Here is a 24543-nt window from a genome sequence, read left to right as displayed (position 1 = left end):
CAGCCCCGGCACCCCGGATCACAGCAGAAATCCTAGATCATTGAGGCAAACTAGCGGCATGGGCGCAGGCAAACAAGACGGCCATAATGGCATTTCCTACGCCGACGCCGGCGTTGACATTTCGGCCGGCAACGCTTTGGTCGAGGCGATCAAGCCGCTCGCCAAGGCGACGGCGCGGACCGGCACCGATTCGGCGCTGGGCGGCTTTGGCGGCCTTTTCGACCTCAAGGCCTGCGGTTTCAAGGACCCGGTCCTGGTCGCCGCCAATGACGGGGTCGGCACCAAACTGCGCATCGCCATCGATTCCGGCCTGCACGCGAGCGTCGGCATCGACCTGGTCGCCATGTCGGTGAACGATCTCATCGTGCAGGGTGCCGAGCCCCTGTTCTTCCTCGACTATTTCGCCACCGGCAAGCTCCGGGTGGGCGAGGCGCGCGATGTCATCGCCGGCATCGCCGAAGGCTGCCGGCAGGCCGGCTGCGCCCTCATCGGCGGCGAGACCGCCGAAATGCCCGGCATGTATCATGGCGGCGACTATGACCTCGCGGGCTTTGCGGTCGGCGCCGTCGAGCGCGAGGACATCCTGCCCAAGCCCGATGTCGGTGCGGGTGACGTCATATTGGGCCTCGCCTCGTCGGGCCCGCATTCGAACGGCTATTCGCTGATCCGCCGCCTGGTCGAAGTGAGCGGCCTGCGCTACGGCGACAAGGCCCCCTTCGCTCCCGATAAGAGCCTGGGCGAGGCGCTGCTCACGCCCACCCGAATCTATGTCAAGCCGGTGCTCGCCGCCCTCAAGGTGTCGGCCGGCATCAAGGCGCTCGCCCATATCACCGGCGGCGGCTTCCTCGAAAATATCCCGCGCGTACTGCCGGCCCATACGGTGGCGGAGATCGACCTGGCGCAGATCCCCTGTCCGAAGGTCTTCGGCTGGCTGCGGCATGTCGGCAATATCAGCGAAAGAGAGATGCTGCGCACCTTCAACTGCGGCATCGGCATGATCTGCGTCGTCACGGCTGAAAGTGCCGATGAGGTGACGCGCCTCCTCAAAGCCCAGGGTGAAGACGTGGTGACCCTGGGCGTGATCGCCGAGCGCCAGGGTAGCGAGGAGCAGGTCAGATCAAGCGGCAGACTCGTGCTCTGATGGGCGCGCGGAAGAAGACTGGGATTCTCATTTCCGGCCGGGGCTCGAACATGCAGGCTCTGGTCAAGGCGGCACGGGATCCTGCCTTTCCGGCCGAGATCGTGGTCGTCATCTCCAACCGCGCATCGGCATCCGGTCTCGATTTCGCCAAAGCGGAAGGCATCGCCACGGAAGTCGTCGACCACAAGGCGCATGCATCACGCGAGGCCTTCGACGCTGAGCTCGATGCGGCGCTCAAACGCCACGGTGCCGAGCTTGTCGCCTGCGCCGGTTTCATGCGAATCATGACGGAAGGCTTCGTCCAGCGCTGGCGCGACCGGATGATCAATATCCACCCGTCCCTGCTTCCTGCCTATAAAGGCCTCCACACGCATGAACGGGCGCTGGCGGACAAGGTCACGCGCCATGGCTGCAGCGTGCATTTCGTGAGAAGCGACGTCGACAGCGGTCCCCTCATCGCCCAGGCCTCGGTGCCCGTGCTCAAGAGCGACACGCCGGAGACCCTGGCGGCGCGCGTGCTCGATGCCGAGCACAAGATCTATCCGCGCGCCCTCGCTGTGGTGGCATCGGGCGCGGTGCGCGTCGAGGGCGAGACGCTGGTCGCCGCGAAGCCCGGCCTGCATATCCCTCTCACCATCCCCTAGATCACGATCACTTCAGGTCGAATCGACCTGAAGTGATATACGTGATCGGGATCTTTAGTTTAGCGCGTGATCGGACGGAAAACCGGTACCCACTTTTCCTGATCACGCGCTAGTTTCAACGCGAGCGCCGCATGATCCCCAATGTCCTGAGCATCGCCGGCACCGATCCGACCGGCGGGGCCGGCATCCAGGCCGATCTGAAAGCCTTCGCGGCGCAGGGCGCCTATGGCATGGCCGCCATCACCGCGGTCGTGGCACAGAACACGCAAGGCGTGCGCTCCTTCGTCACTCTGGAGCCCGGCTTCATAGCCGAGCAGATCGACGCCGTGTTCGAGGATGTCCGCGTCGATGCGGTCAAGATCGGCATGGTGGCGACGGCGGCCATCGTCGAGACGATCGCGCAAAGGCTGAAGCACCATGGCGCGCGCAATATCGTGCTCGATCCCGTCATGATCGCCAAGAGCGGCCATCATCTGTTGCGCCCGGACGCGATCGCGGCCATTCGCGACATGCTCGTGCCGCTGTCGACGCTGATCACGCCCAATCTGCCGGAAGCCGCCGTGCTGCTCGGCGCCGAGCCCGACTGGACCTTGGCGGAAATGCGGGCGCGCGCCGAGACTCTCCACCGGCTCGGCCCGGAGTGGGTCCTGCTCAAAGGTGGCCATCTCGAAGGTTCCTCCGAGAGCACCGACATTCTGCTCGGTGGTGGCGGCCATGTCGAGTTTTCTGCACCGCGCGTGGTGACAAAGAACGATCATGGCACCGGCTGCACGCTCTCAGCCGCGATTGCCGCTCTCCTTCCCCGCCACGGGATGGAGGAAAGCGTGCGGCGCGCCAAGGACTATCTGTCTGGCGCGCTCGCCGCCAGCGCTGAGCTCACCGTCGGGCACGGTCATGGGCCGCTCCACCATTTCTACGCGCTCTGGCGGTCCTGACGGCTTCAGCGATCCGCTGGGCCTCGGCGCGCGGATCGAACCTCCCGCAAATGGCCGACACCACGGCGAGCCCGTCCGCTCCCGCCGTGATCACCGGCGCGGCGTGCTCGGCCTTGAGCCCGCCGATCGCCACCGCCGGAAGCCGGCATAAAGCGACAAGCTCGGCGAGGCCGCCAAATCCGATGGGCTGCTTGTGGTCGGCCTTGGTCGGGGTGGCGAAGACCGGCCCGATGCCGACATAGTCGACCGGAGCATCGGCCACGGCGCGCGCGGCGTCCGGCGTCTCGATCGAAAGGCCGAGAATTTTATCGGGTCCGATCAGATGTCGAGCCGCGGCCGCGGGCATGTCCTCCTGACCCACATGCAGGCCATCGGCCGCGATGGCGATGGCGGCCTCGACGTCGTCATTGACGATGAGCGACACGCCTGTCCCCGCCAGGACGGCCAGGAGCGCGCGCCCCGTCTCGATCATACGGGCGGTACCGGCATCCTTGTCACGCAGCTGCACCATGGTGACACCGCCCGCAACGGCGGCGCGCGTGGTCTCGACCATCGACAGATCGCGGCAGAGGACCGGGTCGAGCACGAGATAGACGGAAAGATCGAAAGGTCTCATGCCGCCGCCACCTTCGCCTCAGCATCGAGGGTAGCGGGATCGAGGGCCGCCAATGCGTCGAGGAAGCGCCAGGCGAACGACCCCGGCCCTTCCGCCTGTCGCGCCGCCGCCTCGCCCGCCACGCCGAAACAGGCCAAGGCGGCGACCGTCGCCGCCAGGGGTTCACGCGGTGACGTCGCCGCGAAGGCGCCGACCAGGCAAGTGAGCGCACAGCCGAGCGCCGTCACCTTGGGCATCAGGGACGAGCCGCCGGCAATACGCATCGATTGCCGCCCGTCGGTTACGAAATCGACCGCACCGGTGACCGCGACGACCGCGCCGTGTTGACCCGCAAGCACCACCGCCGCCGCTTCGGCCTGCTCGACCGGATCGCGGCTGTCGACGCCCTGGCCGGCGCTCGCGCCGCCCGCCAGCGCGATGATCTCCGACGCATTCGCCCGGATGATTGTGGGACGCAGCGCGAGCAACTGCTCCACTGCGTTGCGGCGGAATGAAGTCGCGAAATGCGCCACCGGATCAAGGACCCAGGGTATCGACTTCTCATGGGCGGCCGCGACTGCCGTTCTCATGCCGGCGAGCCAGTCCGGCGACAAGGTGCCGATATTGACGGTGAGTGCTGAGGCAAGGCCGGCGAATTCGCCGGCCTCTTCCGCCGCATGGACCATGGCGGGCGAGGCGCCGGCCGCCAGCATCACATTGGCCGCGATATTCATCGCGACATAGTTGGTGATACATTGGACGAGCGGCGGCCTCTCGCGCAGCTTGGCGAGCAACGTTCCGGGCATGGTCATCATTGGGAGTCCTCGCCGACCGGCACATAGAGATCGCCCACTTCGCGGTACTTCTCCGCCATGGCTGCGAGGCCCAGCCTCTGCGCTTCCGCCTGGATGTCCTGCGATATGCGCATCGAGCAGAATTTTGGTCCGCACATGGAGCAGAAATGCGCCACCTTATGCGCCTCCTTGGGCAACGTCTCGTCGTGGAATGAGCGTGCCGTCTCGGGATCGAGCGAGAGATTGAACTGGTCCTCCCAGCGGAACTCGAAGCGGGCCCGCGACAAGGCATCGTCCCTGATCCGCGCCGCCGGATGGCTCCTTGGCGAGATCGGCGGCGTGTGCCGCGATCTTGTAGGTGATGACGCCGATTTTGACGTCGTCGCGATCGGGAAGACCCAGATGCTCCTTGGGCGTCACGTAGCAGAGCATCGCGGTGCCGAACCAGCCGATCATCGCCGCGCCAATGCCCGATGTGATGTGGTCATAGCCCGGCGCGATATCGGTGGTGAGCGGACCCAGGGTATAGAAAGGCGCCTCGCCGCAGATCTCGAGTTGCTTGTCCATGTTGGCTTTGATCTTGTGCATCGGCACATGACCGGGGCCCTCGATCATCACCTGGCAGTCCTTCGCCCAGGCGATCTTCGTCAATTCGCCCAAGGTCTCCAGTTCGGCGAATTGCGCCCGGTCATTGGCGTCGGCGATCGAGCCCGGACGCAGGCCGTCGCCCAATGAGAAGGAGACGTCATAGGCCCGCATGATGTCGCAGATGTCTTCGAAATGCTCGTACAGGAAGCTTTCGCGGTGATGGTGCAGGCACCACTTGGCCATGATCGAGCCGCCGCGCGACACGATGCCGGTGACCCGGCTGACGGTGAGCGGAATGTGATGCAGCCGCACACCGGCGTGGATGGTGAAATAGTCGACGCCCTGCTCGGCCTGCTCGATCAGCGTGTCGCGATAGACCTCCCAGGTGAGGTCTTCAGCGACACCCGCCACTTTCTCGAGCGCCTGATAGAGGGGTACGGTGCCGATCGGCACCGGCGCGTTGCGGATGATCCAGTCGCGGATATTGTGGATGTTGCGGCCGGTGGAGAGGTCCATCACCGTGTCGGCGCCCCAGCGCGTCGCCCAGACCATCTTCTCGACCTCTTCCGCCATCGATGAGGTGACGGCCGAATTGCCGATATTGGCATTGATCTTCACCAGGAAGTTGCGGCCGATGATCATCGGCTCGGCCTCGGGATGATTGATATTGGCGGGAATGATCGCCCTTCCCCGCGCGATCTCGTCGCGCACGAATTCCGGCGTCACGAAATCGGGGATCGCGGCGCGGAAATCCTCGCCGTCACGCTCCATCGCGGTGCGGGCGCGCTCGCGACCGAGATTTTCGCGGATCGCCACGAATTCCATCTCGGGGGTGACGATGCCGGCGCGCGCATAGGCCAGCTGCGTCACCGCTTTGCCGTTCATCGCCTTCAACGGCCGGTGACGGACCGGGAATTCCGGCGTCAGGTGGCTTGCGCCGACCGCGCCATTGTCTTCTGGTCGGACCTCGCGCCCGGCATAGGCCGCGACATCGCCGCGTTCCTCGATCCAGCGGGCACGGATGCGCGGCAGGCCGCGCTCAATGACGATCTGAACTTCAGGATCGCTATAGGGACCAGAGGAATCATAGACGGCGACCGGCGGCTCGCCGGCGGTCGGATGCAGCGCGATCTCGCGCATCGGCACACGCAGATCGGGATAGAGGCGGCCCGGTATGTAGATCTTGGCCGAGGCCGGCAGCGACCCTTGCGTGACCGTGGGCACTTCAGGAAACTTGGAAGTTTGTATCGTCATGGTGAGACTCCTTCGCGTTCGCTTTGGAGACCCAGCTCTGACCCGGAATGATGAGATGGCGCCCTTGGAAGGAATGGTGGCCACGAAGAGCCGCAAGCGCCCGCACCGTCCCTACGCCAGTGTTAACTGGATCAGGTTCAACGGGTCGCTGCGCTGTTCCGGCCGGATATCGGCCTTCGCCAGCAGCCTCTCAGCTCCTTGTCGGAGCCCCCCTGGTGAAGGTGGCCAGGGTGCGTGCAGCGGCGGCGTTTGTCAAGCCAAGCGCCTGTGACTTTCCGTCATGTTGTTAGAGGAACACGTCGAGATCGGGTCTCTCCATGTCGGCACGCAGCTCATCCTGCCATTCCTTGAGCAGCGCCTTGCGGCGCTTGGGGTAACGGTCCTTCAGGATGTCGACCTGGGCGATGCGGTCGGTGCGAAAATGGCGGAAGGCCGTGCGCAGTTCGCACCAGGCGATGATGTTGCGGGTCGCTTCGTAATAAACGATGCCGATCGGCCAGATGGTGCGCTCGGTGTAGCGATCGATCTCGTCGCGATACTGGATCGATACTTTGCGGCTCTCGCGGATGGCGCTGCGCAAGGCCGCGACATCTACGGCATCGACGGTGCGCTCGTCGCGCGGCGCCACGACGAGGCCGGCGTCGAACAGGAAGGGCCGCAAGCCTTCCGGCAGAACGGCGCCGATCTTGGCGACGGAATCGCGCGCCGCCCGCGACAGCTGCCCATCGCCGCGCCGTGTCACCCAGCGCAAGCCAAGCATCACCGCCTCGAGCTCGTCCGCCGTGAACATCAAGGGGGGCATGTCGTAGCCCTCGCCCAGCACATAGCCGATGCCGGCCTCGCCCCTGATCGGCACGCCCTGGCCGACCAGGGAATTGATGTCGCGATAGACGGTGCGCAGCGACACTTCCAGTTCCTCGGCCATGGCATCACCGGTCACCGGGCGCCGGTGGCGGCGCAGGATCTGCAGCACTTGAAGAAGTCGGTCAGCGCGTCTCATGGCCAGAACCTAGCTCATGTTGCTGACAGATTATGTCAGGAGACTGGCAGGAGCGCCATCCCTTGATCACTCAGACGACTTGCCCATAAGTAAAACTGCCTCCGGCGATGTCAGACGAGCGCGTAACTCGCCCGGCGTATCCCCTTGAAAGCAATGAGAACGCCGATGGCGTAAAGAACCATGCAGCCGAGTTGCATGAATAGCCACACATTCTTTCCTGCGGTGATTGGCGAATAATAGAAGGACGGCCACATGGCATCGACGGCAAAGTACCCGGCATAGCCGGTCAGGAAGATCGCGACGAGCGCAACTACACAGATCGGAAGTGCCGATTCTCCTCCGCCGGCATCCTGGCTTCCGACCATGGCATAGACGACGCCGATGACGATCATCCCCAGTGATCCGCCGAGCACGACGGCGGTCGAAAGAGTCCAGGGACAGGCGTACCAGAGCGTCACATTCTTGAGGAACGCATCGCCGGTCGGATATTGGGCACCGACGACATAATGCAGCACCATGCCGAAGCTCATCAGAAGCCCGAGCAACAGAAGCCAGAAGCCACAGCGGATGAACTGGCCACCAAGCTTGACCTGCGTCATAGGTGCCTCCTGACTGAAGAGAGGGGGGAACCCCTCACCATGAGAATGCCCGCTCCCGCATGAAGCAGAGCGGCCGTTTCAAAAATGAGCAAGGGGAGAAGCCACGGCCACACCTCGAACACGCCCAAGCGGGCAAAGGCGGTGAGGCACGCGGCGGCCGGCGTCACATAGAAATAGTGAAACATCATGCCGAGGCCGCCGATGAGGCCGGCAACGGAGGCAGCAGCCCCGGTGAACAGCAAATTCATACCAAGACGCCGGCGCATCTCACTTCACCTTCTCGATCTCGCTAGCGCGGGATGCGAAAAAGTGGGCACCGGTTTTTCGCAAGAATCCCGCGCCAACAAATAAGAATCGATCACGTTTATGAGTTTGGGTTGTTTCAACCCAAACTCATCGTGATCTAGGCAGATCGAAGAGTGAAACGCGTTCATGACCTCCTCCGACGAAAGTGTCAGAGAGATCATCCCGTGATTTTGACTACGATGATAGTTGGACCAAGGGGAAGGCCCCGCGCGCCGCGCCGGTCCGGTACGGTCGTTACCGCGTCAAGGCGCTTCGGAAAATCAGACCAGGAAGGTCAGCATGGCGATGGGAGCCACAGTCGCCGCCAAAAGCAGGACGGCCATGATGAGAAACCACTGGGTGGGTAATGTAGCGCGGCGGAAGGTCATGGCGGGAATGTGTGCCGATTCTCGTTTTGGGAAAATGATTCTTTTCAAAGGTTTAGACTCTGAGACTAAGTCTTTGATTCAATTACTCCTCACTCCCACAGCTTGGCGGGTCATAACACATTCCTCTCTCAAGCAGCTGGCGCGTGATCAGGAAAAGTGGATACCGGTTTTCCGTCCGATCACGCGCCAAACTTAAGATTTCGATCACGTTCATCACTTCAGACCGAACCGGTCTGAAGTGATCGTGATCTAATCGCCGAAGTTACGCTGTAGATACCCTGTTCTTTCTGAGCACAGGCTGACCGGCCCGTTCATCCGCGGTTCATTTTGCGCTGGCGGCTCAGGCGGGCTTCATCCAGACCCGGTTGTCATGGAAAGCGCCGCCGGCGGCGGGCGCCGGCTGGTCGCAACCGGTGAGCGTGTTGATGCCCTTGCCGTCCTCGAAGGCCTCATTGGGCCATATCGATTCCGCGATGAGGACGCCCCGGCGGATGCCGTCCATGACCTTGGCGTGCAAAGTCACCACGCCGCGGGCGCTGCCGAGCCTCACCTTGTCACCGTCCTTGAGGCCTTGCGCCGCCAGATCATCGGGGTGGACGAAGACTGTCGGCCGTCCCTCCCTTTTGCGCGACGACGGTGTCTCGTTGAAGGTGGAATTGAGGAAGGTGCGCGCCGGGCTGGTCGCCAGCCGGAAGGGATAGGTCTCGGTGGCCTCCTCGATGACGGCCCAGTGATCGGGCATTTTCGGCATGTCGTCGACGGGACCGTAAGGCCCGATCCCCGCCTTGAAGCGCGCCGCCTGCCAGTCCGGCTTGAAGCGGAACTTGCCGTCCGGATGGCCAAAGCCGTCGAGGAAATGCGCGCTCTCGAAATCCTGCTGCACGTCGATCCAGGTGTCCTGCTCGAGGGTCTGCAGATCCGGCCGGTTCGAGTTCGTGAGCGTCCAATCGATAAGCTCGCGCGGCGTCATGCCGAAGCCCTGATGCTCCGCCCCGACGCGGCCTGCAAGGTCGGAGATGACCTCGTGATTGTTGCGGCATTCGCCCGGCGGTTCGACCAGCTTGGCGCCTAGCATGATGTGCTGATGGCCGCCGCCCTGATAGATGTCGTCATGCTCGAGGAACATCGTCGCCGGCAGCACGATATCGGCGAGCTGTGACGTCTCGGTCATGAACTGCTCATGGACGCAGACAAACAGGTCGTCACGCATGAGGCCTTGCCGGACCTTGGTCTGGTCGGGTGCCACCGAGGCCGGATTGGTGTTCTGCACGATCATCGCGGTGACCGGCGGCCCACCCGCCAGGTCATAGGGATCGTTGAGCAGCACCGGGCCGATGCGGCACTGATCGAGCTGGCGGATGGAGGGGTCGCGGCAGTCGAGGCCCTCGATCAGCGTCTTGTTCCATTTGTACATGCCGCTGTTGGAATGGAAGGCGCCGCCTCCCTCATATTGCCAGGCGCCGGTCACCGCGGCGATCGCCGTCACCGCATGCATGTTGACCGACCCGTTGCGCGAGCGCGTGAAGCCATAGCCGATGCGCAGGTACGTGCGCTGCGTCTCGCCGATGAGCCGGGCGAAGGCTTCGATCTCGTTCGCCGGACAGCCGCAAATGGCGGCCGCCCATTCGGGCGAACGCGACTTCACATGGGCCTCGAATTCGCGCGGCACATCGGTGTATTTTTCGAGATAGGCGCGATCGGCAAAGCCATCACGGAACAGCACATGCATGACGGCGCAGGCGAGCGCGCCATCGGTGCCCGGACGGATGATCATCTTCACATCCGCCTGCTTCATCGTGCCGGTATCATAGACATCGACGCAGGCGATCTTGGCGCCGCGCGTCTTGCGCGCGAGGGCTGCGTGAGTCATCACATTGACCTGGGTGTTCACCGGATTGGTGCCCCAGATCACGATCAGGTCCGACTTCTGCATCTCGCGCGGATCGGAACCGGTCATGCGGCCGCAGCCCGCGAGATAGCCGGGCCAGGACAAGGCGACACAGAACGTGTCGTACATGCCGGAATATTTCTTCACATGGCGCAGTCGGTTGATGCCATCGCGCATCACCAGCCCCATGGTGCCGGCATAATAATAGGGCCAGACCGACTGGGCGCCGTAGCGTGCCTCAGCCTTCAGAAAGGCCTCCACCACCTCGCCCATCGCATCGTCCCAGGAGAGCCGCTGCCATTCGCCCTCGCCCTTGGCACCCTTGCGCTTCAAGGGGTGAAGCAGCCGATCGGGATGATGTATGCGCTCGGCATAGCGCCCGACCTTCTCGCAGATGACGCCCAGCGTGTAGGAATTGTCCTTCGATCCACGCACCCGCCCGATCGTGTGTTCGTCGAGCAGTTCGACCTCGAGGGCGCAAGCGGAGGGACAATCATGCGGGCAGACCGACCGGCCGGTCTTGATATTGGGGCGGATGTTCATGATGGTAGCTTAGACCAACCGATTCCGAATGTTTAGGGTGACAATTCAATGGGACAATCCGGGGTAACGGCCATCAAGGGGGCGCCCGCTTTTCCGGCATCCCGGGCCACATGACTATGATGCCCGAGATCATCACCAGCGCGCAGAACCCGACGATCAAAACCATCCGCGCTTTGGACCAGAAGAAGCACCGCCAGGAAACCGGATTGTTCGTCGCCGAAGGCGTGCGCGCTCTCGAGCGGGCGCGGACCGGCGGCATCTCACCTGACATGGTCATTTCCGTCACGGGCCCGCAGGATTGGGGCCAGACGCGCGACATCCGCGTGTCGGAGGCGGTGATGGCGAGACTCAGCGCCCAGAACAACCCCTCCGGCCTGATCGGCGTGTTCAAGCAGTCCGCTCTCCTGTCGCCCTTCAACGCCGGGGCGGACATCGTCCTGGCGCTCGAGGACATCCGCGATCCCGGCAATCTCGGCACCATCATCCGCACCGCCGATGCCGTGGGGGTGCGCCATGTCGTCCTTGTCGGCGATACGTGCGATCCCTTCTCGCCCGAAACGGTGCGCGCCACCATGGGCTCCCTGTTCGGCATCACCCTGGCCCGCCTGCCGACGGCCAGGTTCGCCGCGGCGCTCGATGAATGGCAAGGCGAGATCGTCGCCACCGCGGCCGACGCTGATCTCGATTTCCGCCGCGCCTATCAGCGCCCGACGCTGCTGCTCATGGGCAGCGAAGGCAGCGGCCTTTCATCCGGACTTGCCGCCAAGGCCAATGTGGCGGTGCGCATACCCATGCCGGGCCAGGCGGAATCGCTCAATGTTGCAACCGCCTCGGCGCTGCTGCTCTATGAGATCAGACGGGCGGAGCTGAAGTAACTCCGGCCCTGGTGAACAATCTGGAGGTGAATCCTGTTCACCGCCATAATCCAAAATCACCCTTGTTTTCCGTAAGAAGTCGGTGAACACCGATCACCGGTCTTGCCGACTGGCCGGACGCGAGACTAATTTCTGAGTGGTCTTCAGGAGGGTTCGTATGAAATCGCATGCGCGGGTGGTGATTGTGGGCGGCGGCATCATGGGGGTCGGCCTTCTCTATCATTTGGCCCTCGAAGGCTGGACCGACATCGTCCTCATCGAAAAGGGCGAGCTCACCTCCGGTTCGACCTGGCATGCCGCCGGCCAGTGCCCGCATTTCAACGGCTCGCTGAACATGACCAAGGTGCATGTCTACGGCACCGAGCTCTATCCGAAGCTCGAGGCGCTCACCGGCCAGGCCGTCTCGTGGCATGGCTGCGGCGGCTTGCGCCTCGCCCAGACCGAAGAAGAGCTCAACTGGCTCAAATATGTCGAGGGCATCTCGAAGCTCGCCGGCTACCAGGGCGAAATCATCGGCCCCGACGAGATCAAGAAATACCACCCCTATCTCGAGACCTTCGGCCTCAAGGCGGCCTTCCGCACCGTGACCGACGGCCACGTGGCGCCGGCGGACGTGACCAATGCAATGGCGGCGGGGGCGCGCAAGCTCGGCGCCGAGATCTACCGGCGCACGCAGGTGACCGACATCAAGCTGCTGAAGACCGGCGAATGGCAGGTGATCACCGACAAGGGCAACATCACAGCTGAGCATGTGGTGAACTCGGCCGGCTCCTATTGCGACGTGGTCGGCTCGTGGACCGGACACAATGTGCCGATCGCCAACATGCTGCACCACTACATGATCACCGAACCCCTGCAGGAACTCATCGATCTCGAGATGGAGCTGCCGGTGGTGCGCGATCCCTATTCGCATTCCTATCTGCGCGAGGAGACCAACGGCATCCTCATCGGGCCGTACGAGACCGAGACGGCGCATGTCTGCTGGGACGGTAAGCCGCCGGCCTGGGATTTCGAAAGCGAGCTCGTGGCGCCGGAGCTCGACCGCCTGACGCCCTGGCTCGAGCGCGCCACCGAGCGCCTGCCCCTCTTCGCCAAGGCCGGCCTCAAATCCATCATTTCCGGCGCCATCACCCACACGCCGGACGGCGTCTATCTCTCGGGGCCCGCGCATGGTCCCAAGAACTACTGGATGCATTGCGGCGCCTCGATCGGCATCTGCCAGGGCGGCGGCGCGGGCAAATATCTGGCGCAGTGGATGGTGCATGGCCAGGCCGAGATCAACATGCGCGAATTCGACCCGCGCCGCTTCGGCAATTGGGCGACCAAGGATTACACGACCGAAGTGTCGATCACCGACTATCACCACATGTATTATTGCTACAAGCCGGCCGAGCAGCACGAGGTCGGGCGGAATCTGCGCAAGTCCTCGCTGCATGAGAAGCTCAAGTCCGAGGGCGCGCAGTTCGCTCAAATATTCGGCTGGGAGCGCGCCCGCTGGTATGACAAGTCCGGCAAGGGAGAGGACTTCTCCTATCGCCGCTCCAACTGGTGGGAAGCGGTCAAGTCGGAGGCGCTGGCGGTGCGCGAGAAGGTCGGCCTCATGGATCTCTCGACCTTCGCCAAATTCGAGGTGACGGGTCCCGATGCCTATGCCTTTCTCGAGCGCATCTGCGCCAACAAGATCCCGGCCAAGACCGGCGGCATCATCCTGGGGCACCTCCTGAATGACAATGGCTTCATCGAATCCGAGTTGACGGTCACGCGGCTCGGCGACGACAGGTTCTATGTCCTCTCCGCCGCCGCGGCCCAGCTTTATGATTTCGATCAGCTGAGCTGGCGGCTCAAGCCCGGCGAACGCGTCGAGATCAAGGACGTGACCGACGATTACGGCGTGCTGGTGCTCGCCGGCCCGCATGCGCGCGAGGTGCTCGCAGAGTGTACCAAGGCTGATCTCGGCAATGCCGCCTTCCGCTGGCTCACCGCCCAGGAGATCGAAGTGGCCGGCGTCAAGGGCGTCAGGGCGCTCCGTGTCAACTATGTGGGCGAGCTCGGCTGGGAACTGCACACGCCGATGGCGGACATGCCGAAGGTCTTCGACGCTCTGATGAAGGCCGGCGCCCCGCACGGCATCCGGCTCTTCGGAACCTACGCGATGAACTCGCTGCGCATGGAAAAAGCCTATCGCGGCTGGGGCTCGGAGCTCACCAGCGAGATCGACATGTTCGAAGGTGCGATGGAGCGCTTCATCCGCCTCGACAAGGAGGACTTCATCGGCCGCGCCGCGAGCCTTTCGCTCAAGCAGCGCGGCGAGCGGATCAAGCTCGCTTACATGGCGGTCGAGGCGGGCGACAATGACTGCCGCGGCAACGAGCCGGTGTATCAGAACGGCAAGGTCGTCGGGCTCACCACCTCGGGGGCCTATGGCTTTGCGGTCAAGAAATCGCTGGCCTTCGCCTATGTCGATCCGAAGCTCGCCAGGGCCGGCGAGAACTTCGAAATCCTCTTGCTTGGCGAGCGGAAAAAAGCCCAGATTATAGGCGAACCAGCTTGGGACGAGACCAACTCCCGGCTAAAGGGATAGGGATGGCATTCGGACGGCGGCTTAAAATCGCAGGATTGGCGGTCGCGCTCCTGAGCGCGATGTCGGCCTATGCGGACGCCACACAGCGCATCGCTCTGGTCATCGGCAATTCCGCCTACCGGCCGGGTTATGAATTGCGCAACCCGGTGGCCGATGCGCGCGCCGTCGCCAAAAGCCTGTCCGAACTCGGCTTCACCGTCACTATCGTCATGGACAGCGATCTCGCTACCGCACAGAAGGCGCTGGACGAATTCGTGCCGGAAGGCATCGCCGCGGAGGCGGCCATCATCTACTATGCCGGCCATGGCGCCATGATCAACGGCCGCAGCTTCATGCTGCCGACCGACTTCTCGATGAGTAATTTCGACGAGATCGACAAGGAGGCGCTCGCCACCGACCGCATGCTGCAGACTCTTTCCAGCACGCATGCGAATGTGAAGATGCTGCTTTTCGATGCCTGCCGCAACAACCCGCTCGAAAGCCGCGGCGCCACGGTGATCGAGAAGCCCGAAGAGACCGAAGCGCGCAGCCAGGACATGCTCATCGCCTTCTCGACCGCGCAGGGCATGGTGGCGCTCGACGGCAGCGGCAATCACAGCCCCTTTGCCGAGGGCCTGCTCGACAACATGGCTAAGGTCAATGAGGAACTGGCCGATGTCATGCGGGCGGTGAGCCTGCATGTGCGCGAGCGGACCGAGGGGCGCCAGACGGTATGGCTCGAGAATTCGCTGACCAAGAGCTTCTATTTTACGGCTGCCGCCGCGGCACCATTGATTTCGCCCGGCAAGGTGATCGACCTGACACCGCCCGAGCCCGATGCCGATATCGGCGTGATCTTCCCGCAATCGAGCGAGGAACTGCTGAGCCCCGCCGATCTCGAAGGCAAAGACGCCGCGACGCTGCGGCTCGCCCGCAACGAGATCTTCGCCCGCAATGGCCGCATCTTCAACGATCCGTCGCTGCGCGCGCATTTCGAGAAGTTCAGCTGGTATCAGGGCACGAGCTACGAGCCCAAGATCAATGCGGTCGAAAAGAAGAATGTCGCGCTGATCCGGCAGTTCGAGATGAACCAGTCGGCGCCACAGGCGGGCTTTCTGTTCGCCGATTCGGACCGCCGTCTCCTGACGGCTCAGGAGCTCAAAGCCCTCGACAAGGCGCAGCTGCGCAATGCCCGCAATGAGATCTATGCACGGCGCGGGCGTAAATTCGTGCGCAAGGAAGTCTCAGCCTACTTCAAGCAGTTCGACTGGTACCGGCCGCAATATGGCGAGGTCGAGCTCACTTTTATCGAAGCCAAAAATGTCGAGCTGATCCAGAAGTTCGAAAAGGCGAAGTGAAGTTTCCCATTGCAGCCCTGCTCCTCTGCCTGGCGGTCTCAGGCGCGTCCGCCGAGGCGACCTATGGCGCGCCTCCATCTGGCCTCGCCGATCATCTCGCCCGGCTCAAGCGCGCCTACCCGGATGTGATCCTGGATTACGACAAGACAAAGCTGACACTGAAATCGGGCGCCACGATCCCGATCTCCGATGGCCGCCGCGACAAGAGCTTCGACGAGCTCCTGGACGAGCCCGATATCGACGACATGTTCGCCTTTCCCTATCCTGCCCATGCCAAGCCGGCGGCGCCCGCTTTCAATGCCGATCCGGGGCGCGTGCGCGTCGAAAGCCTCTTCCGCGAGATCTATGGTGACTGCCGCCAGGGTGCGGCGGCGCTCAAGATGCGCAGGGTCCCGTGGTTCGGCGGCAGCGTTCTGATCACCACCCGCCAGGGCGTCGACAAGGCATTGGAGGCGGTGTCGCGCGATCTCGAGAAGCTCCCCAAGGCGATGCAAAAGTACCTGGCCCCTTCGGCCGGCACCTTCAATTGCCGGGCGATCGCCGGCACCACGCGCCTGTCCACGCATGCCTATGGGGCGTCGATCGATCTCAATACCGATTTCGCCAATTACTGGCGCTGGAGCAAAGCCGGCAAGGACAGGAAGGTCACCTGGACCAACCGGATTCCGGCGGAGATCGTCGATGTCTTTGAACGCCACGGCTTCATCTGGGGCGGCCGGTGGTATCATTTCGACACGATGCATTTCGAATACCGGCCGGAACTCCTGGCGCGCTAGGGAATCGCCTTTCTCATAACGCGCTAAATCACGGCTTTCCGAGCGTCAGGTCATTCGCCGTAAATGGCTTCTGCCAGCCGGTCAGTCGGAAGCTGCCGACCAGCTTGCCAGTGTCCGAAATAATCACCCTGTTGCTGCCGCCGGGGCTGGCGCGGAGAAGCTGGCGCGCCGCCTGAAGCACGTCGTCGCGCTTATCCTCCGGAACCGGCTCGGTGGAGACGATCTTGAGTTGCACCACGCCGCCAGTCTGCAGCCAGGTCACTTCGACATCGACTGTCTGGCTGGAGAGGGTGAGCATGGTACGGACAGGTCCACCGCTGCTCTCGACGGCCCATGCCGGGCTAATCCAGAGGCAAAGCAGGATTGCGGCGATCCGCATTGTCATCGCGCGGTCCTCCCTGTAGAGGGGCCCAACCGTCCCTTCCCATGATATAGTATGCCCGCTTCCCCAAAACAGCAAAATGCTCCCTTGACCGGCATCCTTCTGATGCTGGCGGCCATGCTCGTCATGCCCTTCCTTGACGTGGCGGCGAAGCTCCTGGGGCAACAGAACATGCCGGTGATGGAAAGCGTCTGGGCCCGCTTCTTCTGCGGAACCCTTCTCAACTTGCCCCTCGTGCTCAAGAACCGCGCGGTGCGCGAGCTCAAAACCGATATTCCAGTGACGCACACGGTCCGCGCCGCACTCGTCATCGCCTCGACGGCGTTCTTCTTCCTCGCAATGTACTATCTACCGATCGCCGACACGCTGGCCATCTTCTTCGTCCAGCCTCTGGCCGTGACCTTGCTGTCGCCGGTAATCCTCAAGGAACAGGTAGGACTGCGCCGCTGGATCGCGGTAGTCATCGGCTTCATCGGCACGCTGATCATCATCCGGCCGGGCTTCCAGGTCCTCAATGAAGGCGTGGTGCTGGCGCTTCTTTCGGGCACCACCAGCGCCCTCTACATAATCCTTACCCGCCGGATCTCAGGCCGCACCGATCCGATCGTCACCATGTTCCACACCAATGTGGCGGGTCCGATCATCACCACTCTGATGGTCGGCTTCTTCTGGGTAACGCCCAGCCTTGAGCAATGGGGACTTATGCTCATCATCGCCTTCGTCGCCTTCATCGGCCATTACCTGGTGATCGCGGCCTATCACTATGCGGAAGCGTCGCTCCTGGCGCCCATGGCCTATGCCGAGATGATCATGGCGGTGGTCTGCGGCTGGTGGTTCTTCGGCGATCTGCCGGACCGCTGGACCTTCACCGGCGTCGGCATTCTCATCGCCTGCGCGATCTACATATCCTATCGCGAAAGGGTACGCGGGATTCCCGTGGAGCCGTCGCCGCCGCAGCCCTGATCAGAGCATCGGTTTTCGGATAATCCGATGCGTACATCAAAGAGCTGGAGTGCCGGACCGTTTCTATGAGAGCGCCCGGCGCTTCAGTGCGCCGGCGCCGGCTCGTTGGCGGCGCGCAGCTTGAGCAGATACCAGACGATGAACACGCCGAGCGCCTTGCTCAGCACTTCCATCGAGAAGGCGGCGGGGGTGAGGTAATTCGCCAGATACTGGAAGGCCAGCGTGTCGAGCGGCACGGCGACCAGGCTCGATATCAGGATGCGCTGCTGCAGCGGCCTTTTGGTGAACGAATAGATCGCCCAGTCCGTCATCTCGGAGAGCACGAAAGCGGTGATACTGGCGATGGCGATCGCCGGATCGACCATGAGGTAGGTGATGATGCCGGCGACGAGCGTCGCCAGTAGAATCCTGTGGCCGACCTGTCTCTGCCCATAGTCACGGAGCACGAAGACGAAGCCGACCACCAGATTGGCAAGATAAAGGTCGCCGAACACGGTCGGCCAAGGCGCCACGGCTACGAAGAGCCAGTTCACCAGGACGATCGACAGGATGTAGACGGCGACCCACATCAGCTCAGCCCACGATCTCCGTGGCCTTGAAGCAGAGCTTGATCTCCTTCTTGGCGTTGTCGGCGCTGTCGGAGCCATGCACCGAATTGGCCTCGATCGATTCCGCGAAGTCTTTGCGGATGGTGCCCTTCTTGGCATCGGCGGGGTTGGTGGCGCCCATGACATCGCGATACTTGGCGACCGCCTTCTCGCCTTCCAGCACCTGGATGACGATCGGGCCGGAGGTCATGAACTTGACCAGGTCCTTGTAGAAGGGACGCTCCTTATGGACCTTGTAGAAGGTCTGGGCGTCTTTCTTTTTCCACTTCACACGCTTCTGGGCGATGATCCGGAGACCCGCGCCTTCGATCTTCGCGTTGATGGCGCCGGTCAGATTGCGACGAGTCGCATCCGGCTTGATGATGGAGAGCGTGCGCTCCTTGGCCATAAAATTCCTCTTGGGTTTGATCTGATAATGGTGGGGCCGCCTTATAGCGGCGGCCCCGGCAAGCTTCAAGTAGCGCCAGCAAAGGCTCTCAAGCCTTACTCCGCCTCTCCGACCAGAGGCGTCACGCGCCGGAAGGATACGCGGCGGTTCTCCTCCTCGGGCTCGGAGGTCGGGATCTTCAGATAGCGCTCGCCATAACCGACCGTCACCAGATTCCGGGCAGGAATGACGTAATAGGTGGTGAGCGCCTTCTTGACCGCCTGGGCCCGCTCGCGCGAGAGCTTCAGATTATAGGCGTCGGAGCCCACCGCGTCGGTATGCCCCTCGATCATGAAGACCTCGTCGGGATGGGCGGCCAGGATTTTCTCGACCACCTCGGCGATGCGGTCGAGACTTTCGACCTCCTCCTCGCGCAGGAATGCTTCGTTGAAACCGAAATGGACATTGTCGATCTCGATGGCCGGCATGGCGGTGCGGATTTCGGGCTCTTCCTCGATCTCGGCGACGGTATAGCGGCGCGCCACCTTGCGGCGCGGCGCCGTTACCAGATAGTCCTCCAACTCCTCATCGTCGATCTCGTCCATGAAGGCCGCGGGCAGAAGCTCGCGGTCGGGGCCCAGAATGATATTGATGTCGATATTGATCTCATTGCGGTCGCGCCGGTCGTACCAATAACGCTCGCGCTCACGCCGGTCGCGCCGCATCCAGTCGCCCAGATAGCGCCGGTCGCGCTCCATCATGTCGCGCCAATAGCGCCGCTCCTCGGCGCTGTAGCGGTCGTCATAGATAGCCACGCGATAGATGTCGATGCGGCGACGCAACTCGCCCTCTTCCAACTCGTCGGAGCGGCGGCGGTCGCGCAGGATGTCGCGCTCGGCCCAATCGTTCCAGCGGCGGTCGTCGCGGTCGCGCCGGCGCGGGAAGCGGTCCTTCTCATCGACCTTCTTCTCATCGACGATCACTTTCTGGGCCACCCGGTTGCGCAAGATGTCGCGCTCAGCTCTGAGCTTGCCGCGCAAGGCCCGCTCGGTGTCTCGCGACAGCTCGTTGCCAGCCAGAAGATCGCGCATGCCGTCGACCCGGGCGCGGAGCTCATCGTCCTTCAGCTGATCGCCGGAACGGCCGTCATCAAGATAGTCCTTGGCCTTGGCCTCCGCCTGCGGCGAGGCCTTGTTGCCGTCTAGCTTCTGGACTTCCTGCTTGTCCGGATTGACCGCCGGCTCGCCCGGCAGGATGTCCTGGCCCTGACCGCCCGCCTGTGCCGGTCGTTCACCAGCCGGCTGCTCACCAGCCGGCTGTTCGGCCACGGGAGGCTGCTCCTGGCCGGGCACTGGCTGGTTGCCCGCCTTGCCGCCACCCTTGCCCTGCTCCCGCGCGATTGCCTCGGTGCGCGCCTGCCGGGCCTTGCTGGCAAGCTCCTGGCGGACATCGTCCGGCAGACCCTGCATTTTCGACAGGCTGCGGCCTGTCCTCATGCGCTGCGTCAGCTCGGCATCAGTAAGTTCGCTCGCCGGGCGCGTATCGGACAGATATTGCGTCACGTCGGCAGGAACACCCGCTGCGGCCGGCTTCTCGGTCGGCTGTTCGACCGGCTGTTCGACCTGCTTCTTTCTCTTCTTCTCGGGCTGCGGCTGCTCGGCCTGCTGATCGGTCGGCTGTTCGACCGGCTGCTCGACCTGCTTCTTCCTCTTCTTCTCGGGCTGCGGCTGCTCGGCCTGCTGATCGGTCGGCTGTTCGACTGGCTGCTCGACCTGCTTCTTTCTCCTCTTCTCGGGCTGCGGCTGCTCGGCCTGCTGTTCGACCGACTGCTCGACCTGCTTTTTTCTCTTCTTCTCGGGCTGCGGCTGCTCGGCCTGCTGATCGGTCGGCTGTTCGACCGGCTGTTCGACCTGCTTCCTTCTCTTCTTCTCGGGCCGCGGCTGCTCGGTCGGCTGTTCGACCTGCTGCTCGACCTGCCTTTTTCTCTTCTTCTCGGGCTGCGGCTGCTCAAACTGCTGTTCGGCCGCAGGCTGCTCGGACTCGTGCTTCTTGCGCTTCTTCTGCGGCTGCTCGTCAGGCGCCTGTCCCTGCTGCTGGCCGGCGCCGTCCGGAATGATCAGGGCGGGATCCTGCTCCTGGGCGAGCGCGGCCCAGGACACTCCGAGCGTCAACGCCGCAGCCAGGGTTATGACAGTCTTCTTCATTCGCCGCCCTCCACAGTGCGCATGCACTCCATAGACCCAAGCAATATGACGAAAATTGGAGGCTCCGAAGGAAGTTTAAGGCAGAATGAGGCAATACTGACACAGGCCAGGACCGGCGACGCCTTCAGGTGGTCACCACACGCCTTTGGTCCAGGCCGTCCACAGATAGAACCACAGGGTCGGGTGATAGAATTGCTGGGACGGAAGATCGACCTGGACGGGCTTCAGACGCCCCGCCAGCGCGTCCTCCACGGCAGTGATGGCCAAGGGCCGGGCGATCGCCGCCTGGATGAAGAAATAGGTGATGAAATTGTCGCGCGCCGTGGCCTGAAAGCGTGCCTGGTAGAGGACGTCGCCGGTATCGACCCCTTCGTCGACGAGATGCACCGTCACCCCGGCATTGTCTGGATCACCCATGGCGAGCGCCCAATAGCCGCCCGCCTGGCCGCGATATTTGGGATTGATGCCGGAATGGAAATTGATCACCGGCACGGTAAGGCTGGCCAGGGTCTCCTTGCCGATGATGCGGGTGCCGATGACGAGCACCGCGTCGGGCTTTAGCCGCGCCAGGGCTACGCGACAGGCCTCGCTGTTCACCGAGCCGACCTGGATGATCTCGCAGGACGCGTTGGGATTGGGATCGATGCCATATTCGGCGATGATCTCACCGATGCGTTTCCGGGACGCCGGCGCCAGGATCCGCTGGAACAGGACGAAGCCGATCTGCCCCAGGATGGTGAACACGCCCTGCCTGCGCATGCGCCGGCGCATGAGGGTGAGCTTCGATTCGCGCTCCTCAGCCACGATCGTCACCGGACCGAAAAACCTCACCAGCGCGTTGACGATGATCCAGGATTGCGGCGAAGGAACCGTAACGACCGCTATTCGTGCCATATCGACGTCATTGCTCTACGCCGGATCGGACGGTACGCCGGTGTCCCCCTTGTCCTGATCATGCTAGAGCCGCCCTGCCTCGATGATGCGCTTCAGAAATGCGCGGGTACGCTCATGGTCTGGGGCGCCAAAGATTCGATCTGGCGGCCCCTCCTCGTGAACGACACCGTCATAGAGGAAGCAGACCTTGGACGCCACCTCCCGCGCGAAGCCCATTTCATGGGTGGCGAGCAGCATGGTCATGCCCTGCCCGGCCAGATCGCGCACGATGTTGAGGACTTCCGAGACGAGTTCGGGATCGAGCGCCGAGGTGATCTCGTCGAGCAGCATGAGTTTGGGCTCCATCGCCAACGCTCGCACGATGGCCACACGCTGCTGCTGGCCGCCGGACAGACGGTCGGGATACTCCTCCGCCTTCGCCTCGAGGCCGATACGGGAAAGCAAGGCCATGGCCCGCTCACGCGCCTCGGCGCGGCTGAAGCCCAGGACCTTCATCGGCGAGAGCGTGACATTCTCCATCACGCTCATATGCGGGAAGAGATTGAAGCTCTGGAAGACGATGCCGACCTGGCGCCGCAAGCGATTCACATCGATGCCGGGCCCCGACACCCGGTCGCCCTCGAGCTTGATCTCGCCCCCCTGTATCTGCTCGAGCCCGTTGATGCAACGCAAGAGCGTGGACTTGCCGCAGCCCGACGGGCCGATGAGGCAGACGACCTGATGCTCGTTGACCGACATGTCGATGCCGCGCAGCACCTCGATCGGTCCGAAGCGCTTGTGGACGTCGTGGATTTCGAGGAATGCCATGTCAGGATGCCGCCCGCCTGCGCGCCTGATCGCGCTCCAGCAGATTGTCGACGAAGCGCGCCTGCGGGATGGTGATCAGGACAAAGATGATGGCGACGATGGTCACCGCCGACAGGTTGAAGGCGTTGGAGGCGATGATTTTCGACTGGTTGAAGGCGTCGACCACGCCGATGACCTGGACCAAGGCGGTATCCTTCTGAAGTCCGATGAAATCGTTGAGAAGCGGCGCCACAATACGGCGCACCGCCTGGGGGACGATCACATAGCGCAGCGTCTGGAGGTAGGAGAGACCGAGGGAGCGCGAGGCGGCCCACTGGCTCGGATGGATGCTGTCGATGCCGGCGCGATAGACTTCGGCGACATAAGCGCCGTAAGTGAGCGTCAAGGCGAGGATGCAATACCAGAAGAGCGGGATGCGCGTATATTGCTTGATTTCACCCGCCGTCATACCGTCCAAATCGACGAAGAGCCCGACAATGGGCGGGATGATGAGGTCGGGAAGGCCTGAGATCGGCAGGCCAAAGCCGATGAGGTAGAGCGTCAGCACGGCGGGAAGGCCGCGGAAAATATCGCAATAGGCGATCGCCAGCAAACGCACCGGCTGGCCCGCGGGGCCCGGCATCAGTCGGGCGACGGCGACGATCAGTCCCCAGATCAGCACCAGAATTTCGGCGATGACGAAGATCTTGACGTTCTCCCAGAAGGCCCTCACCACCAGATCCCACTTGTCGAGGATCAGCGGCAGGTAGAAGAAGGTTTTGCCGACCCCGGCATTGTTGGCCATGATGAAGCTGGCAAAGCCCAGAAGCATCAGAGCGGCGGCACCCCAGCCGAAAGTGAGATACGCCCAGTCGCGCGCCGAAGCCGCGTCGATGCGCGCCTCGACGATGTTGTCGGCGGATAACGCCGCCCGGGCCCGGTTCGAGAAGGTCCAGGAGCGGAAGGCCGGCCAGAACAAGGCGGCCGTGCCGGCGATCGTCAGGAAGAAGATGATGCCCCACGCCACACCCTGATCGACCTGCAGATGGTCAAGTGCCGCGCCGACGACGCGCGTCGCGCCCCAGGCGCAGAGCACGCAGAAAGCGGCGAACAGCAAGGCTGCGAGAGAAAGCCCGTCGGTACGGCGCGGGAGAGTGGGGAGTGCCCCCACCCTCTCCTTTGTTGCGATATCGCTCACCGTCTAGGACCCGCTCAGGGGTTGAAATACGGGACCGTGGCCGGATCTTTGCCCCAGACGGACGCCAGATATTTGGCGGCGAGCTTCGACATGGTGCCGTCGTCGATGATCGACTTGATGATCTTGTCGATCGTCGCATTGTTGGTGCCGCCCTTGGGATAGAGCGCGCCATAGGACTCGCCGGTCTTGTACTGGCCGACGACCACATGCTTGCCGCTCGACTTCACCTCTTCGGCAAGCACGATCGACGTGTCGGTGACCGCGGCATCGATCTGGCCGGCGGCAAGTGCGGTGAACATATCACCCTGGTCGGGATAGGCCTGGGTCTGCTCCTTGGGTATCTTCAGCACATCGCTGACGAAGGTGGCGCCTGTCGTCGCCACTTGCACACCGACAGTCCGCTCTTTGATGGTCTTTTCATCGACCGGTGCGTCGGCCTTCGCAAGCACGCCAATATCGGAGCTGAAGTACGGAATGGAGAAGTCGACGACCTTCTTGCGCTCGTCGGTGATCGATATCTCGGACAGCGCCAGGTCGAAATCATTAGTCTGGCCGGTGACCAGCGCATCCCAGCCGACATTGATCACTTCCATCTTGTCATAGCCGGCCCGCCAGGCGATTTCGGCGGCGAGGCAGTATTCCATGCCATCCTTGATCGATTCCGGTGTGTCACCATTCCACCAGATCGGCGCCGGGAGCGAGACCTCGACGGTCAGCTGTCCGGACTTGGCCGGCTTTTCGATCGGGATCGATCCCTTTTCACTCACCAACTCGCAATTGCCGATCATGCCGGCGGCGCCGGCAGGCATCGAGAATTGGGCCAGCGCGGCAAGCGCCGCGACGGCCAATAGGCTCCGTTTGTCGATTTTCATCAGGCTTCCTCCGTTTATATTTTGCATTACTAGATCATGCCGGAG

22 protein-coding genes, 1 pseudogene and 1 riboswitch are annotated in these 24543 nt (G+C 63.0%); of the genes and pseudogenes, 8 read left to right on the top strand and 15 right to left on the bottom strand.

The features are described 5' to 3' along the window. The first annotated feature begins 58 nt into the window (after positions 1-58). The 3 genes from purM (at position 59) to thiD (ending at position 2720) form a co-directional block, all read left to right on the top strand. The gene (purM, locus tag G5V57_RS25100) at positions 59-1141 is read left to right on the top strand and encodes a phosphoribosylformylglycinamidine cyclo-ligase (protein ID WP_165170492.1); all 1083 of its coding nucleotides are present in this window, start codon (positions 59-61) and stop codon (positions 1139-1141) included. Continuing rightward, complete coding sequence (purN, locus tag G5V57_RS25095; protein ID WP_165170490.1) at positions 1141-1785, top strand: phosphoribosylglycinamide formyltransferase; 645 nt, start codon at positions 1141-1143, stop codon at positions 1783-1785. Before purM ends, purN begins: the two co-directional genes overlap by 1 nt. Positions 1786-1916: 131 nt before the next feature. Next, positions 1917-2720 (top strand): bifunctional hydroxymethylpyrimidine kinase/phosphomethylpyrimidine kinase, encoded by an 804-nt coding sequence (gene thiD / locus G5V57_RS25090; protein WP_165170488.1) that lies wholly within the window; start codon positions 1917-1919, stop codon positions 2718-2720. On the opposite strand, the gene thiE is transcribed toward thiD, so the two are convergent. The 7 genes and pseudogenes from thiE to G5V57_RS25055 form a co-directional block, all read right to left on the bottom strand. Beyond that, the gene (thiE, locus tag G5V57_RS25085) at positions 2662-3336 is read right to left on the bottom strand and encodes a thiamine phosphate synthase (RefSeq protein WP_165170486.1); all 675 of its coding nucleotides are present in this window, start codon (positions 3334-3336) and stop codon (positions 2662-2664) included. The two genes, thiD and thiE, sit on opposite strands and share 59 nt — an antisense overlap. Beyond that, positions 3333-4130 carry a hydroxyethylthiazole kinase gene (gene thiM / locus G5V57_RS25080; RefSeq protein ID WP_165170484.1) on the bottom strand — a complete coding sequence of 266 codons (798 nt, stop codon included), beginning with the start codon at positions 4128-4130 and terminating at the stop codon, positions 3333-3335. The genes thiE and thiM overlap by 4 nt, the downstream gene beginning before the upstream one ends. Continuing rightward, a pseudogene (gene thiC, locus G5V57_RS25075) lies at positions 4127-5951 on the bottom strand (phosphomethylpyrimidine synthase ThiC). The gene thiM and the pseudogene thiC overlap by 4 nt, the downstream one beginning before the upstream one ends. Positions 5952-6041: 90 nt before the next feature. Next, positions 6042-6175, bottom strand: a riboswitch (TPP riboswitch). Between the two features lie 62 nt (positions 6176-6237). Continuing rightward, positions 6238-6951, bottom strand: a complete 714-nt coding sequence (locus tag G5V57_RS25070; protein ID WP_165170482.1) for a YafY family protein — start codon at positions 6949-6951, stop codon at positions 6238-6240. A 110-nt stretch (positions 6952-7061) separates the two neighbouring features. Beyond that, a complete protein-coding gene (locus tag G5V57_RS25065) occupies positions 7062-7550 on the bottom strand; it encodes a hypothetical protein (RefSeq protein WP_165170480.1) in 489 nt (162 codons plus the stop codon). Continuing rightward, on the bottom strand, positions 7547-7816 hold the full coding sequence (locus G5V57_RS25060; RefSeq protein ID WP_165170478.1) for a hypothetical protein: 270 nt from the start codon (positions 7814-7816) through the stop codon (positions 7547-7549). The genes G5V57_RS25065 and G5V57_RS25060 overlap by 4 nt, the downstream gene beginning before the upstream one ends. 748 nt (positions 7817-8564) lie before the next feature. Next, positions 8565-10655: a molybdopterin-dependent oxidoreductase gene (locus tag G5V57_RS25055; protein WP_165170476.1), complete on the bottom strand. Its 2091-nt coding sequence runs from the start codon at positions 10653-10655 to the stop codon at positions 8565-8567. A gap of 110 nt (positions 10656-10765) precedes the next feature. Here G5V57_RS25055 and G5V57_RS25050 point away from each other — a divergent pair, with 110 nt between their 5' ends. The 4 genes from G5V57_RS25050 to G5V57_RS25035 all read left to right on the top strand — a co-directional run bounded on the left by G5V57_RS25050 (position 10766) and on the right by G5V57_RS25035 (position 16224). After that, complete coding sequence (locus G5V57_RS25050; RefSeq protein ID WP_246737355.1) at positions 10766-11530, top strand: RNA methyltransferase; 765 nt, start codon at positions 10766-10768, stop codon at positions 11528-11530. A gap of 157 nt (positions 11531-11687) precedes the next feature. Further along, positions 11688-14111, top strand: a complete 2424-nt coding sequence (locus tag G5V57_RS25045; protein ID WP_165170474.1) for an FAD-dependent oxidoreductase — start codon at positions 11688-11690, stop codon at positions 14109-14111. 2 nt (positions 14112-14113) lie between these two features. Next, positions 14114-15448, top strand: a complete 1335-nt coding sequence (locus G5V57_RS25040; RefSeq protein ID WP_165170472.1) for a YARHG domain-containing protein — start codon at positions 14114-14116, stop codon at positions 15446-15448. Next, complete coding sequence (locus G5V57_RS25035; RefSeq protein ID WP_165170470.1) at positions 15445-16224, top strand: M15 family metallopeptidase; 780 nt, start codon at positions 15445-15447, stop codon at positions 16222-16224. Before G5V57_RS25040 ends, G5V57_RS25035 begins: the two co-directional genes overlap by 4 nt. 28 nt (positions 16225-16252) lie before the next feature. Here the strand turns inward: G5V57_RS25035 and G5V57_RS25030 are convergent, their stop codons facing one another. After that, positions 16253-16609 carry a hypothetical protein gene (locus G5V57_RS25030; RefSeq protein WP_165170468.1) on the bottom strand — a complete coding sequence of 119 codons (357 nt, stop codon included), beginning with the start codon at positions 16607-16609 and terminating at the stop codon, positions 16253-16255. An 84-nt stretch (positions 16610-16693) separates the two neighbouring features. Here G5V57_RS25030 and G5V57_RS25025 point away from each other — a divergent pair, with 84 nt between their 5' ends. Further along, positions 16694-17569 (top strand): DMT family transporter, encoded by an 876-nt coding sequence (locus tag G5V57_RS25025; protein WP_165170466.1) that lies wholly within the window; start codon positions 16694-16696, stop codon positions 17567-17569. Between the two features lie 83 nt (positions 17570-17652). On the opposite strand, the gene G5V57_RS25020 is transcribed toward G5V57_RS25025, so the two are convergent. The 7 genes from G5V57_RS25020 to G5V57_RS24990 form a co-directional block, all read right to left on the bottom strand. After that, on the bottom strand, positions 17653-18138 hold the full coding sequence (locus tag G5V57_RS25020; protein ID WP_165170464.1) for a VUT family protein: 486 nt from the start codon (positions 18136-18138) through the stop codon (positions 17653-17655). 4 nt (positions 18139-18142) lie between these two features. Then, entirely contained in the window at positions 18143-18565 is a 423-nt protein-coding gene (gene ndk, locus G5V57_RS25015) for a nucleoside-diphosphate kinase (RefSeq protein WP_165170462.1), read from the bottom strand. A 95-nt stretch (positions 18566-18660) separates the two neighbouring features. Then, positions 18661-20748 (bottom strand): OmpA family protein, encoded by a 2088-nt coding sequence (locus tag G5V57_RS25010; protein WP_165170460.1) that lies wholly within the window; start codon positions 20746-20748, stop codon positions 18661-18663. Positions 20749-20880: 132 nt separating this feature from the next. Beyond that, the gene (locus G5V57_RS25005; protein ID WP_165170458.1) at positions 20881-21642 is read right to left on the bottom strand and encodes a formyl transferase; all 762 of its coding nucleotides are present in this window, start codon (positions 21640-21642) and stop codon (positions 20881-20883) included. 63 nt (positions 21643-21705) lie between these two features. Further along, positions 21706-22449 (bottom strand): amino acid ABC transporter ATP-binding protein, encoded by a 744-nt coding sequence (locus G5V57_RS25000; protein WP_165170456.1) that lies wholly within the window; start codon positions 22447-22449, stop codon positions 21706-21708. 1 nt (position 22450) lies between these two features. Beyond that, a complete protein-coding gene (locus G5V57_RS24995; RefSeq protein WP_246737354.1) occupies positions 22451-23599 on the bottom strand; it encodes an amino acid ABC transporter permease in 1149 nt (382 codons plus the stop codon). Between the two features lie 41 nt (positions 23600-23640). Further along, positions 23641-24498 carry an ABC transporter substrate-binding protein gene (locus tag G5V57_RS24990; RefSeq protein ID WP_206530098.1) on the bottom strand — a complete coding sequence of 286 codons (858 nt, stop codon included), beginning with the start codon at positions 24496-24498 and terminating at the stop codon, positions 23641-23643. Positions 24499-24543: the final 45 nt, after the last annotated feature.

The sequence above is a fragment of the Nordella sp. HKS 07 genome (assembly GCF_011046735.1).
Taxonomy (GTDB): Bacteria; Pseudomonadota; Alphaproteobacteria; order Rhizobiales; family Aestuariivirgaceae; genus Taklimakanibacter.
The sequence above is the reverse complement of the archived record's forward strand: the minus strand, read 5'-3'. Positions and strand labels throughout refer to the sequence as shown.